The organism is Pontibacter rufus (assembly GCF_015694705.1).
Lineage (GTDB): Bacteria > Bacteroidota > Bacteroidia > Cytophagales > Hymenobacteraceae > Pontibacter > Pontibacter rufus.
In genome coordinates, this window is record NZ_JADQDR010000003.1 from 316,762 (window position 1) to 330,097 (window position 13,336).

A 13,336-nucleotide genomic window follows, 5' to 3' on the forward strand; every position below is an offset into this window, starting at 1 on the left:
TTTCAAAGTATAATTTACAGGGGATTGGTACAAACACTCGCGGGAGCTGCACACACTGCGAGGTTTTCGCAAGATACCAAGCCTTCAAAATCAATTTATACCTGCTGACTTACTATAAATGCTGAGCGGGATTTATAATGCCGTTTTACTTTCCAGGATTGTAATCCAATCAGGACTTAAATAGCTAAACTGAGATACTTGCTTACATGACCTCGCGGTGTGTGCAGCTCCCGCGAGTGTATGAGGAGCCACCACAAGTGAAACAAGGCATCCGAGTTGACATTGCACGTTGAAGATATGCATCAAAGGATGCTTTATACTTCCCAATCAACGAAAAACATAACGATGTCTACGGTTGGGGCTGGATGTACTTCATCTGCTTGAGCGGGCTTTCCTGCGCCACTACAAACTCAGGCATACACAACTGCGACAGCAAATCCAGATCGCCGGCAAAGAAGTTCATGTCTACAGCGGAGTTAATGCCCGCAATAGAGCCGCTATCAGTAAACTGCCAGAACTTCCAGGAATCGGTGTGATGCGTTTCCGGCTGTACATCGCTGTAGCGGGCAATCCAGAAATGGTATTCCGGAAAGTAACCCTGCAGCCAGCGGCGGTAATAGTTCTGGCTGGTATAGATAATCGGCTTTACACCATAGTATTTTGTGATAGCTTCCAGCCAGGTGCGGATATTCTGGCGCAGTTCCTGGGGCGGAATTCTGGAGTCCGATACTTCTACATCCAGCACCGGCGGCAGGTCGCCGGGCTCCAGCGTAACTGTGCGTATAAAAATCTCGATCTGGCCTTCTATGGGGTCTTCAGGCTTAAAATAATGATAGGCGCCCCGCTTGATGCCCATGCGTTTGGTTTCCTCCCAGTTGCGGGCAAAGTATGGGTCGAGGCGGAAATCGCCCTGTGTTGCTTTTACAAATGCAAAAGACACATTCGCCTCTTTCACCAGCGACCAGTCAATTTCTTTCTGCCACCGCGATACGTCCACGCCTCTTATACTTGCTTCGCTGTTTCTGATGCTTGTGCTTTTGTCAGCATCCTTATCTGTGCCTTCTTTGTCGTCGCCTGTAGGCATGCCCAGCAAGCCGGCGTACAGCAGAAAGCTTAGTGTAAGGAGTTTTTGAGAAGCTGAAAGAAGTACCGTAAATATCATGCGCAGAAGCTGGTATAAAATCAAAACTCAAACTAGGCATTTATACGTTTCAAAGCAAGCGTATAACGTTACTTTCATAAATTATATTAGTTGAGTTAAGATATAAAATGAATAATATTAAAGAGAGGTGTTGCCGGCAGGGCAGGGCAAAGTACAGGCGTTGCACACGGCAGCTTTAATGCGTAATTTAGCAGCGATGATACTACGCGCAGAAAACTTATTTAAGAAGTATAAATCACGCACTGTTGTAAACGATGTGAGCGTGGAGGTAAACCAGGGCGAGATTGTGGGATTGCTGGGGCCGAACGGCGCCGGCAAAACAACTTCTTTTTATATGATTGTGGGCCTGGTGAAACCCAACAGCGGCAAGATCTTCCTGGATGATGAAAATATCACTGACCTGCCCATGTACCAGCGTGCCAAGCGGGGCGTGGGTTACCTGGCGCAGGAAGCATCTGTTTTCCGGCAATTGTCGGTCGAAGAAAATATCCTGTCGGTATTGGAGATGACGAAGCTGCCGAAAGCTGCGCAACACGAAAAGGTAGAGTCACTGCTGGAGGAGTTCTCGCTTACGCACGTACGCAAAAGCAAGGGCATTGTACTGTCGGGAGGTGAGCGCCGCCGCACCGAGATAGCCCGTGCCCTGGCCGTAGATCCTAAATTTGTATTGCTTGATGAGCCCTTCGCCGGGGTAGACCCCATTGCTGTGGAAGAGATTCAGAGCATTGTGGCCAAACTCAAAAGCAAAAACATCGGTATCCTTATCACCGACCACAACGTAAACGAGACACTTTCTATTACCGACCGCGCCTACCTGCTGTTTGAAGGGAAAATTCTGAAGTCCGGCACTGCCGAAGAGCTTGCCTCTGATGAGCAGGTGCGGCGCGTATACCTGGGCAAGCACTTCGAGTTGAAGCGGAAAATTTAGCAAATTAACCATTTAGCCATCCATCAATTTGGAGATATTCAATTCGATTGTAACGTGGGTGATAAAGAAGCGGATTCACCAGATAGATCTGTTTCGGAAATACCCGCATGATGTGCAGGAGGAGTTATTCCAAAACCTGATCAGCACGGCCAAAAGTACCGAATGGGGCAGGCAGCACGGCTACGCAAGTATAAATTCGGTGCGGGAGTTTCAGGAGCGGGTGCCCGTCAGCACCTATGAAAGCCTGTATCCCTACATTGAGCGCGTAATAAAAGGGGAACAGAACCTGTTGTGGCCAGGTAAAGTGGAATGGTTTGCCAAATCGTCGGGCACCACCAACGCCCGCAGCAAGTATATTCCGGTTAGCCCCGAGTCTTTAGAAGACTGCCACTACAAAGGCGGCAAAGACATGCTCTCCATTTACGTAAACCTATACCCCGAAACCAAGCTTTTCTCCGGCAAAGGCCTCTCCATCGGCGGCAGCCACCGCCCCAGCGAACTGAACGAAAAAGTATCGTGTGGCGATGTGTCGGCAGTGATTATGCAGAACCTGCCTGTATGGGCAGAAGCCCTGCGCACGCCGCCGCTGAAAGTAGCGCTGATGGACAAATGGGAAGAAAAGATTGAGAAGATGGTGGAACTGACGGTGCCGGAAAATGTAACCAGCATAAGTGGCGTGCCCACCTGGACTTATGTACTGCTGAAGCGCATACTGGAGGTAACGGGCAAAAGTAACATCCTGGAAGTATGGCCTAACCTGGAGCTGTTTACGCACGGAGCCGTAGCATTTGGCCCCTACCGCGAGCTGTTCCGCGAAATCATTCCTTCAGATAAAATGAATTACCTGGAAGTATACAACGCCTCAGAAGGCTTTTTCGGGATACAGGATCAGGCGGGCACAGAAGACGAAATGCTGCTGATGCTGGACTATGGCGTATACTATGAATTTATACCCATGGACCAACTGGAGGAGGAGAATCCCAAAGCCCTGACGCTGGACCAGGTGGAGCTGGGCAAAAACTATGCGCTCGTAATTTCAACCAACGCAGGCCTGTGGCGCTATAAAATCGGCGATACCATCCGGTTTACCTGCCTGAGTCCGTACCGCATCAAAATTTCTGGCCGTACCAAACATTTCATTAATGCTTTCGGAGAAGAAGTAATTGTAGAGAATGCCGAAGAAGCTATCATAAAGGCATGCAAGGCCACAGACGCGATTATCACCAATTTTACGGCGGCACCCGTTTATATGGAGAGCGGCAAGCGCGGCAGCCACGAATGGCTGATAGAATTTGAAAAGGAACCACATAGTTTACAACGCTTTACACAGGTGCTGGACGAGGCGCTACGCGAGATAAACTCTGATTACGATGCCAAGCGCCAGAACGACATTGCCTTGCAGGAACCCAAAGTGCACGCTGCGCCGAAAGGCACATTTACCAACTGGCTGCGCCACAAAGGCAAACTGGGCGGGCAGCACAAAATTCCGCGCCTGAGCAACTCCCGCGAGTACCTGGAAGAGATGATGCAAATAAGCGGGTTGTAGAGCCTTGAGAGTTAAACGTTAGGATAATTGATTGCCATTACTCCTGCCACTTCTGCCGCAAGTTTAGCGCAGCGTAACTTGTGGCTGTATGGATAGAAGTTTTCAACTTCTTTGCTTTGCAAAAGCAAGGATTGCAACGACCAGGCTACTATAGTTTATAGTTTGCCTGAAATGATTTGAAGTATAGTTCAGTAGAAGTATATTTTTCTGCTGTCGCAGAAAGCAAGCTACAAACTTGCATCATGCTCCGTCACAAGTTACGCTCCGCTAAACTTGCGGCAGAAGCGGGGAACTATAAAAATAATATCCCGGCAAGTATAAACTGCAGGGATATTATTTTTCAGTCATACTTGCAAGTATAGCTATTTCGTAATTAGGAGCGCAGCGACTACCTACTCCAGGAAGCTGCTGAGCAGGCCGCCTTCTTTGTTGGCGTTTTCGCCACGCGGCATCAGCGCCTCAATCAGCTTCTTCACCGGCATAGATTGCAGCCATACGCGGCCGGTGCCACGCAGCGTCGCCAGAAAAATACCTTCGCCACCAAATATCATCGATTTCAGGCCACCCGCGCGTTGCACACTAAAGTCGATGCCTTCCTCAAAGGCTACCACGCAGCCTGTATCCACACGTAGTGTCTGGTTGTTGAGTTGCTTCTCTACGATAGTGCCGCCGGCGTGTACAAAAGCCAGACCGTCGCCCTGCATCTTTTGAAGTATAAAGCCCTCACCGCCAAAAAAGCCTGCACCCAGCCGTTGACTAAAATGAATACTGAGCTTGGTGCCTAGTGCCGCAGCCAGAAAAGCATCTTTTTGTGCAATCAGGCTGTTGCCGCGTGTAGTGCTCAGATCAACGGGCAGGATAGTGCCGGGATAAGGCGCTGAGAAAGCTACGCGGCTTTTGCCATAGCCATGGTGCGTAAAGTGCGTCATAAACAGCGACTCACCCGTTATCATGCGCGTGCCTGCTGATACGAGCTTGCCCAGAAAGCCCTGACTCGGATTTGAGCCGTCGCCCATTTTGGTCTGGAAGTCGATGCCTTCCTCCATGTATACCATGGCGCCCGCTTCGGCAATCACCGTTTCGTTGGTATCCAGTTCAATCTCCAGTACCTGTATGTCGTTGCCAAAAATTTTGTAATCGATTTCGTGTGAGTTTCTCATAGTATAGAAGGTTGTGTTGCTGACAGAAATGTAAGACAAAAGATTTATACTTCATACTTGCTCATACTTTCCACAGCCTCATTTGGCGTAAGCGTCCGCTTGTGTCTGCTAGCTACAAGGCACAAGCGGACGCTTACGCCAGGGTATGTCAGGACAAACACTAGGGTAAGCCGAAGCAAATCCTGACGGACAAAGAACTAATCTTCGTCTTCTTCACCTTTTTTGCGCCGTTTGGGTTTGGGCAGTTCCTCCTCATTCTCCTCGTCTGATGTTGAGGTAGTATTGCGCACAAAGTCCTCGTCTGTTTCTTCCTCTTCCTCGCCTTCTTCCACGTGGTATTCCTCTTCCTCTCGCTTGGCTTTTTCGGCTGCGTCGCGCTTTACCAGCTTTTTGTCGTCCACGTTTTTGTTCAGGAACTCGTTTATTTTGTCGATGCTATAATTGGAGATGATTTCACCATGCTCGTTCACTTTGATTTCGAAGCCTTCCAGGTCCTGGTGCACCCGCGATTTCTTCTTGTCGCTTTTACTTTCTTTCTTGTTCTTAGCCATAGTTTCCGGGTTTATACTTCTGATATATAAGAGAAGCACCGGTAATTTGTTGCAGCGCAGCTGTAAAGCGGCCATAAAAAAGGCCGGCCATAAGTATGGCCAGCCTCCTTGCTGTTTGTAAACTAATGATTGTTATACTTAAGCAGCCGCGTACGGACTTAGCTTGCTGATAGCGGTTTCGATGCGCTGGGCAGTTTCGTCACGGCCAATCACCTCAATGATGTGCATCAGATCGGGACCAGCCTCAGTGCCCGTTACAGCCAGGCGCAGGGCCTGCATTACCTGGCCCAGTTTCATGTTGTGGCGCTCCAGGATACTGCTTAAAAGCTCTTTAACACTATCGGCATTAAAATCCGACAATGAGGGTAACTCATTTTTGAAATCCTCGAAAACAGCAACCGACTGCGCATTCCACTTCTTGGAGGCTACTTTATCGCTATACTCCGTTGGGGCTACAAAAAAGTACCGGGCCTCCTGCCAGAAATCCTGTGGAAAGCTTACACGTTCCTTCATTAGCCCGGCAATTTTTTCGGCTTTTTCGTGCGAGGTCGTGATGTTGTGCTCTGCCAGTGCCTGCAGCAGGTAATCTGCCAGTTCGCTGTCGGGCTTGGCGCGCAGGTACTGCTCGTTAAACCAGCGGGCTTTCTGAATATCGAAACGGGTGCCGGATTTGCCGATGCGCTCAACCGTAAATTCCTGAATCAGTTCTTCCATCGAGAATATCTCCTGCTGTGTGCCGGGGTTCCAGCCTAGAAAGGCCAGGAAATTTACGAAAGCCTCCGGCAGGTAGCCGCTCTCACGGTAGCCGGAGGATACCTCACCCGTGTTTGGGTCCACCCAGCGCAGCGGGAATACCGGGAAGCCCAGCTTGTCGCCGTCGCGCTTGCTCAGCTTGCCGTTGCCATCGGGCTTCAGCAGCAGCGGCAGGTGCGCAAACTCCGGCATGGTATCTTCCCAACCCAAATAGCGGTACAGCAGCACATGCAGCGGCGCCGAAGGCAGCCATTCCTCTCCACGGATTACATGCGTGATCTGCATCAGGTGATCGTCTACAATGTTGGCCAGGTGGTAAGTTGGCATGCCATCCGACTTCATCAGTACTTTATCATCTATGGCCGAAGAATGTACCATCACCCAGCCACGGATCAAATCTTTCAGGCGGATTTCCTCTTTGCGGGGCACCTTCAGGCGAATCACATACGGTTCGCCCGATTCCAAGCGGCGCTTTACCTCGTCCTCCGGCAGGGTGAGGGAGTTTTTCATGGTAGCGCGGGTGATGGCGTTGTACTGCGGCGTGGCTACTTTGGCGGCTTTCAGGCGCTCGCGCATCTCCTCCAGCTCTTCCGGCGTGTCGAAAGCATAGTAAGCGTGGCCGCTCTCTACTAGCTGCAGGGCATATTGCATGTACATGGGCTTACGCTCCGACTGGCGGTATGGCGCGTAAGGGCCGCCATTCCAGGGGCTTTCGTCCAGCTCAATACCGCACCACGCCAGCGACTCGCGAATGTAATCCTCTGCGCCGGGCACAAAGCGGTTCTGATCGGTATCTTCGATGCGCAGAATCATTTTGCCGCCTGTTTTGCGGGCCAGCAGGTAATTATAAAGGGCAGTGCGCACACCACCGATATGGAGAGCCCCGGTCGGGCTTGGGGCAAAGCGTACTCTTACTTCTCTTTCCATGTATGGTTATTTAAGCAAAATCTTTTGTAAATCTGCCACAAAGGTACGAAATTAAGTATGGTTTTGCAGGGTAACCTGTGGCCGTGTGGTGCAGGAGAAGTGCGGGTGTATCAAGTATAACTGTCCTGTGCATGCGCGTTCGGATTTGCCGTTGACTTTTTTGCCATATTACGATGCTGGAAATCCTGAAATCTGGCAAATCCTGATTCAGACAACCGTCTTCTTCAACTGTTTCTTTCGCAGCATTCGGGTGTGCGGAATGGGTAGACTTGTTTTTATTAATAAGATATTAATATCTTATTAATATTATACACTATATTCGCTATGTTTAGGCTACTTAAACGTCCTTGCTATGAAATACTTAAATAAACTTATCCTTCTGCCGCTGCTTGTACTTCTCTTAGCGGCTTCCTCCTGCAAAAAAGACAAGGCAGAACCTCAACTCCCTGCCGCCACCATGGAGGGAAAGAACACTTTCGGAGCTATGGTGAACGGGAAAGTATGGACGCCCAAAGGAAGGCCCAATTTCTACGAGTCGAATCTAAGTGTTGTATATGATCCGGGGTATGAAGCGGGCTCTTTGGAAATCAAGGCATTTAGAGTTACAGAAAACACGGATGATTATATATTTATCTATATGAGCCAGTTGGACCATGAAGGTATATATAACCTCGATAATCCAAAGTTTGGTACGGCAACTTTTTGGTCGCACTGTACCTATGAAAGAGAACCAGAAGTATACCGAAGGGGCAAACTTGAGATTACCAAACTAGACCTGACTAACGGCATCATCGCGGGCAAGTTCGAGTTCACGCTGGCCAAGCTTGGCTGCGACACCGTCCGCGTGACAGAGGGCAGATTTGACAAGAAGCTGTTTTGAAGGCGTTCATGAGACGAAACTTCTAACCAGAAAGAAAAAAGGAGGAAAGACACGAAGGAAGTTCGAATCTTTCCTCCTTGATTTAAGCCATACTTGGCAGATCTTACTTCGCGGCAATACAGGAAATCTCCACGCTTACGTCTTTTGGCAGGCGGCTTACCTCCACCGTTTCGCGGGCCGGTGGGTTGCTGATAAAATAGCTGCCATACGTTTCGTTGATGCGGCCAAAATTGTTGAGATCTTTTACAAAGATGGTGCACTTCAGTACGTTGCTGAAATCCATGTCGGCCTCAGCAAGTATAGCCCGCAGGTTGCGCATTACCTGGTGTGTTTCCGCCTCGATGCTGGCGTTGATTAAATTGCCGCTCTGTGGGTCCAGCGGTATCTGTCCCGAAACATAGAGGATACCGTTTGCCATGGTTGCCTGGCTGTATGGCCCGATCGGAGCTGGAGCGTCAGGCGAGTTGATGATGGTATGTGCCATAAACAGGTTCGTTTAATTGTATATCTTTGTCATCAAAAGTACATAATTATGCGCATACTTGTTTTGTTGGGTCCGGAAATGGCCGCTGAGTTCAGGCAGAAGTTCCCGGAGAATCAGGGCAGCCATACCTATACTTTCCTGCAGCCGCAGCATATAACTATAGAGCAGCTAACATCTGCTGACATCGTATTTGATTTTTTGCTGCATGAAAAACCCGCGCGCCTCAGTAAGTATGAGCCAGGGCAGGTAGTGTTCTGCAATGCCGCCACCGTACAGTTGGCTGCGCTGGTAAAACAGGCGGAGGTAGCGCAGCACGGCATTTTATTCGGGTTTAACGGGCTGCCAACGCTCTTCAACCGCGAGGTGCTGGAGGTAAGTGTTCTCCGTTCAGGGGATAGAGATAAATTAGCGGAAGTATGCGAGGCATTGGGAACGGATTATCTGCTGGTGGATGATCGCGTGGGGATGGTAATGCCGCGGATGCTGTGTATGATCATCAACGAGGCCTTTTATACCCTGCAGGAGCAAACAGCAAGTATAACCGATATTGATTTGGGTATGAAACTGGGTACCAACTACCCGCAAGGGCCCTTCGAATGGGCGGAACAGATAGGTATAACAAACGTGTACAAAGTGCTCAGCGCGATGTATGAAGACACCAGGGACGAACGCTATAAAATTTGCCCTTTGCTGAAAACGGCTTATCTGAAAGGAAGTATAGCATAAAGCAGCAAAGGTGTTTCATATAAACAGAAAGCGGAGGCCATACCTGGCCTCCGCTTTCTGTTTATATGAACTATAGCATTAAACTTTTATTCTACCGTTACCGACTTTGCCAGGTTACGGGGCTGATCTACGTTACAGCCGCGCATTACGGCGATATGGTACGACAACAACTGCAGCGGAATAACAGACAGCAATGGAACCAGTTGCTCGCTTGTCTCAGGAATCTCGATTACGTAATCGGCCATAGCTGGTATGATGGTGTCGCCTTCCGTAACAATAGCGATTACCTTGCCTTTACGGGCACGCACCTCCTGTACATTCGATACAATCTTTTCGTAGGAGCTGTCTTTTGTGGCGATAACTACTACCGGCATTTGCGCATCAATCAGCGCAATAGGACCGTGTTTCATCTCTGCAGCCGGGTAACCCTCAGCATGAATGTAGGAAATTTCTTTCAGCTTCAGGGCTCCTTCCAGTGCTACCGGGAAGTTATAACCACGACCCAGGTATAAAAAGTTGGTTGCATTCTTAAACGTTTCAGAAATTTCTATAATCTGATCGTTCAGTTGCAGGGCCTGCTCCACCTTGGCCGGAATATTCTCCAATTCCACCATCAGCTCATGCAGCTTACTGGTTTCCAGGGCCCCGCGCTTGCTGCCAATAATCATCGCAATCAGCGTAAGCACTGTTACCTGTGCAGTAAAGGCTTTGGTACTGGCTACGCCTATCTCCGGACCGGCGTGCGTATAAGCGCCGGCGTCGGTAGCGCGCGCGATAGAAGAGCCTACCACGTTGCAGATACCGAAAATAGTGGCTCCCTTTGATTTGGCCAGTTCCAGCGCTGCGAGTGTATCCGCTGTTTCGCCGGATTGTGAAATGGCAATCACAATATCACGCTCGCTTACAATCGGGTTGCGGTAACGGAACTCGGAAGCATATTCCACCTCCACCGGGATGCGGGCCAGGTCTTCGAAGAGGTATTCTGCTACCAGACCAGCGTGCCACGAAGTGCCGCAGGCTACAATGATAATGCGATCAGCGTTTACAAATTTATTTTCGAATTCACGGATGCCGCCCATCATCAGGTGATCACTTTCTGCAATCATACGGCCGCGCATGCTGTCCAGGATAGAGCGTGGCTGCTCATAGATCTCCTTCAGCATAAAGTGCTCGTAGCCACCTTTCTCAATCGACTCCAGGGCCATTTCCAGGCGCTGTACGTAAGGTGTTTGTTTCACATCTTCCCTGGTGCGGATTTCCAGCTCTCCGTCCTTGATCAGGGCCATTTCATAATCGTTGAGGTATACTACATCTTTGGTATACTCGACGATCGGTGTAGCATCAGAAGCCAGGAAGAACTCTCCTTCGCCAATACCAACTACCAGCGGGCTGCCCTTTCGCGCGGCAACCAGTTGGTTCGGGCTGTCTTTGCTAAGCACTACAATGGCGTAAGCGCCTACCACCTCGTGCAGTGCCAAACGTACTGCCTCTTCCAAAGAACAGTGATTGTTGGTTCTGATATCCTCAATCAGGTTAATAAATACTTCCGAGTCTGTTTCGGATTGGAAGGTATGGCCCTTCTCTATTAAAAGCTGCTTGAGTGTGGCGTAATTTTCAATGATACCGTTGTGGATGATGGCGATGTTCTTGGACGAAGAGTAGTGAGGGTGTGCATTCGCATCGTTTGGCTCGCCATGTGTTGCCCATCGTGTGTGGCCCATTCCGATATTGCCGTGTACGTCCTTGTCAGCGATGAAAGCTTCTAAGTCAGCTACTTTCCCCTTCTTTTTAAATACACTAAGAGATCCATTCATCAGAGCGACACCTGCGCTGTCATAACCTCTGTACTCCAGGCGCTTAAGGCCTTTAATGATAATCGGGCACGCTTCCCGGTGTCCAACGTATGCTACAATTCCACACATGGTAATTTTCTGTTAAAAAGTATAATATAAAGTAAAAAACAGGTACCCGCACAAGTACCTGTTTTTACAATATAAGGTTACGTTAATTTTACTTAAGTTTTGAGAAATATAGCAGAAGCTTCACCTGCTGATCGCCGGTATTGCTGATAATGGCTCTGTAAGGCGATGTTTCTGTCGTAACTGTTGTTGCTCCCTGCGTAGTTGTGCTGGCAGTAACCACCGCCGGCGCCAGAAGAAATCCGTTGTTTTCCTTGTTGCCAAGCAATATCGCCTGCACATACTTGGTTACATTCAGTGCATAGGTGTTCTTCTTGGCATCATACTCCAGCGGGGCCGTATAACTGGTGCTGTTTAGCGCAAATGCTACGTCCTGCTGCACGGTGATAGGAGTGCCTGTCGTATTTTTAAAGATACGGTTAGAACTGTCGGTGGGGTATAGCACCAGGGTTGGCGGAGGTGCCAGTGCATCGGTAGACGCATTTTTCACAGGAAAAATTAGTTCAGCCCTGTTAACAATGATATCACCCTGCTGCGCCTTTAACTGCTGCAGGTTCGGGATCTCTACCTTGGTAAGCAGTTGGGTATTGGTTTGTATGTAGCTCTCTCCTCCCGTTTCGGAGGCAGGTATATAGTCGCCCTTCTGGTTTAAACCTTCAAGAACGGTGCCGGTGCGGTCGGCTTGTATGTTCGTAAAAAAGGGCTGGTTGCTGGTTACGTTAAAAACTTTCGTTTTCTGTTCCGCGCCGGAGGTATAATACAGGGTAAGCTTGGTGCTGGCGGAGCTTAGGTTAAAACCCACCACATTGCCTGCCGCATCACCCGCCGGTACAAGCGCAATCCCTTTCAGGAAATTACTGAAGCTGGCCTGGTCTGCAAACGTGCTCTGGCCTGATTGTGCCACCAGTTCGCTGGCAAAAGCAGGGTCCAGTTTTACGCGGGCCACTACCGCAGAATCGACATCCTTGTTGTTCCGCGAAACAGTAATAAAGCGGGGCTGAAACGTAACAGTACCCAGCGGTTCAGGAGCATACGCCAGTGTAGAGTTTGTAAAGTAAGATGCTTTTTCCTGAAAGCCTTCTGTCAGGCGGTGCACCTCCAGCGTAAGCGGCGCACTTTTGTTGCCGTAAACAGAGGTATAGTCCAGAGTCAGCACGGCAGAATCGGCCACCGGATTGTCTCCAAACTTTACGTTTGTTCCGCCAAGCGACAGCCCGGTAAAGGCTGTCGCCTTAACTGTACCTAAAACCGGATCAACATACTGCCCTACCTGCACAGGCAACGCCTGATAGGAAAGTACGGAGTCGTTTAGCAGCACTGTGCCTGTCTTGATAGTTAAGGTATCGGTAAAATCGGTGCCAATCTGATTTTCGTCTTGTAGATTTATACCGATTTCACTGGCGTCTTCGCAGGAAGAAAGGGCGGTAATGGCAAAGAAGAAAAAAAATAATCTTCTAACGGCTGAGTTCATTATACAAGTTATAGTAAGAGTCTAACAGGGTGTCGTCGGCGCTAACGGTGCTGATGCTTTTGGTTTGCATGTAGTCGTTAAAAAGCGCATTAATGTTGTCGCCGAAATCTTCGTTTGTTTTGATAACGGCGTCGGCATACTCCATGCCAATTTTGATAAAGCTGTCCAGATCGCTGGACTGCAGGCTGGCAATCATGTCATCATCAATGTCCAGCATCTTCACTTTCTCCAGCAGGTTGCCGTCAAATTTATGCTTATAATCGTGGTTATACACCGTGAACATAGATTTGGCATCTTTAAAAATCGGGTCTTTTTTATAAGTCGACTTCAGGTACATCGGAATCAGGCCCGTCATCCAGTCGTTGCAGTGCACCACGTCAGGAGCCCAGCCCAGTTTTTTCACTGTTTCCAGCACACCCTTGCAAAAGAAGATAGCGCGCTCGTCATTGTCCTGGTGAAATTTATTGTTCTTGTCAACGAAAACGGACTTCCGGTGAAAATAGTCTTCGTTATCGATAAAATATACCTGCAGCTTGGCATTCGGGATAGACGCTACTTTAATAACCAGCGGTTTTTCATCATCGCCCACCGCAATGTTTATGCCTGAAAGGCGTACCACCTCGTGCAAACGATTCTTGCGTTCGTTAATAAGACCGAATCTCGGAACAAAAATACGAATTTCCATGCCGCGTTCCTGCATGCCCTGTGGCAACGTTTCCAGGAACTCCGCTACTTTTGTAGTTTGTAGAAAAGGATTAATTTCGGTGGCGGCGTATAAGATGCGCAATTTAGACATGGTATGAGGTTAAAATTTAATAAGCAACAGTAT

General features: G+C 49.0%; 12 protein-coding genes. 4 read left to right on the forward strand and 8 right to left on the reverse strand.

Annotated features, from left to right (window positions below; genetic code table 11):
- Window positions 1–349: 349 nt before the first annotated feature.
- On the reverse strand, window positions 350–1,162 hold the full coding sequence (locus I2I11_RS07520) for a glycoside hydrolase family 25 protein (RefSeq protein ID WP_196267067.1): 813 nt from the start codon (window positions 1,160–1,162) through the stop codon (window positions 350–352).
- A 196-nt stretch (window positions 1,163–1,358) separates the two neighbouring features.
- Here I2I11_RS07520 and lptB point away from each other — a divergent pair, with 196 nt between their 5' ends.
- Together lptB and I2I11_RS07530 are read left to right on the forward strand one after the other, a co-directional pair.
- On the forward strand, window positions 1,359–2,090 hold the full coding sequence (lptB, locus tag I2I11_RS07525) for an LPS export ABC transporter ATP-binding protein (RefSeq protein ID WP_196267068.1): 732 nt from the start codon (window positions 1,359–1,361) through the stop codon (window positions 2,088–2,090).
- A gap of 28 nt (window positions 2,091–2,118) precedes the next feature.
- Entirely contained in the window at window positions 2,119–3,636 is a 1,518-nt protein-coding gene (locus I2I11_RS07530) for a GH3 auxin-responsive promoter family protein (protein ID WP_230679960.1), read from the forward strand.
- A gap of 392 nt (window positions 3,637–4,028) precedes the next feature.
- Here the strand turns inward: I2I11_RS07530 and I2I11_RS07535 are convergent, their stop codons facing one another.
- The 3 genes from I2I11_RS07535 to gltX form a co-directional block, all read right to left on the reverse strand.
- Window positions 4,029–4,796, reverse strand: coding sequence for a TIGR00266 family protein (locus I2I11_RS07535; RefSeq protein ID WP_196267069.1), 768 nt, complete (start codon window positions 4,794–4,796; stop codon window positions 4,029–4,031).
- 197 nt (window positions 4,797–4,993) lie between these two features.
- Window positions 4,994–5,347, reverse strand: coding sequence for a hypothetical protein (locus tag I2I11_RS07540; protein ID WP_196267070.1), 354 nt, complete (start codon window positions 5,345–5,347; stop codon window positions 4,994–4,996).
- A gap of 138 nt (window positions 5,348–5,485) precedes the next feature.
- On the reverse strand, window positions 5,486–7,027 hold the full coding sequence (gltX, locus tag I2I11_RS07545) for a glutamate--tRNA ligase (RefSeq protein WP_196267071.1): 1,542 nt from the start codon (window positions 7,025–7,027) through the stop codon (window positions 5,486–5,488).
- A 352-nt stretch (window positions 7,028–7,379) separates the two neighbouring features.
- Here gltX and I2I11_RS07550 point away from each other — a divergent pair, with 352 nt between their 5' ends.
- Window positions 7,380–7,907 (forward strand): Riean_0653 family protein, encoded by a 528-nt coding sequence (locus I2I11_RS07550; RefSeq protein ID WP_196267072.1) that lies wholly within the window; start codon window positions 7,380–7,382, stop codon window positions 7,905–7,907.
- A 103-nt stretch (window positions 7,908–8,010) separates the two neighbouring features.
- On the opposite strand, the gene I2I11_RS07555 is transcribed toward I2I11_RS07550, so the two are convergent.
- The gene (locus I2I11_RS07555; protein WP_196267073.1) at window positions 8,011–8,391 is read right to left on the reverse strand and encodes a RidA family protein; all 381 of its coding nucleotides are present in this window, start codon (window positions 8,389–8,391) and stop codon (window positions 8,011–8,013) included.
- Between the two features lie 48 nt (window positions 8,392–8,439).
- Between I2I11_RS07555 and I2I11_RS07560 the strand changes: the two genes are divergently transcribed.
- On the forward strand, window positions 8,440–9,117 hold the full coding sequence (locus I2I11_RS07560) for a 3-hydroxyacyl-CoA dehydrogenase family protein (protein ID WP_196267074.1): 678 nt from the start codon (window positions 8,440–8,442) through the stop codon (window positions 9,115–9,117).
- An 86-nt stretch (window positions 9,118–9,203) separates the two neighbouring features.
- On the opposite strand, the gene glmS is transcribed toward I2I11_RS07560, so the two are convergent.
- The 3 genes from glmS to I2I11_RS07575 all read right to left on the reverse strand — a co-directional run bounded on the left by glmS (window position 9,204) and on the right by I2I11_RS07575 (window position 13,303).
- Window positions 9,204–11,039: a glutamine--fructose-6-phosphate transaminase (isomerizing) gene (glmS, locus tag I2I11_RS07565; protein ID WP_196267075.1), complete on the reverse strand. Its 1,836-nt coding sequence runs from the start codon at window positions 11,037–11,039 to the stop codon at window positions 9,204–9,206.
- Window positions 11,040–11,127: 88 nt separating this feature from the next.
- Window positions 11,128–12,507, reverse strand: a complete 1,380-nt coding sequence (locus tag I2I11_RS07570; RefSeq protein WP_196267076.1) for a DUF4270 family protein — start codon at window positions 12,505–12,507, stop codon at window positions 11,128–11,130.
- Entirely contained in the window at window positions 12,491–13,303 is an 813-nt protein-coding gene (locus I2I11_RS07575; protein WP_196267077.1) for a glycogen/starch synthase, read from the reverse strand. Before I2I11_RS07575 ends, I2I11_RS07570 begins: the two co-directional genes overlap by 17 nt.
- Window positions 13,304–13,336 lie beyond the last annotated feature (33 nt).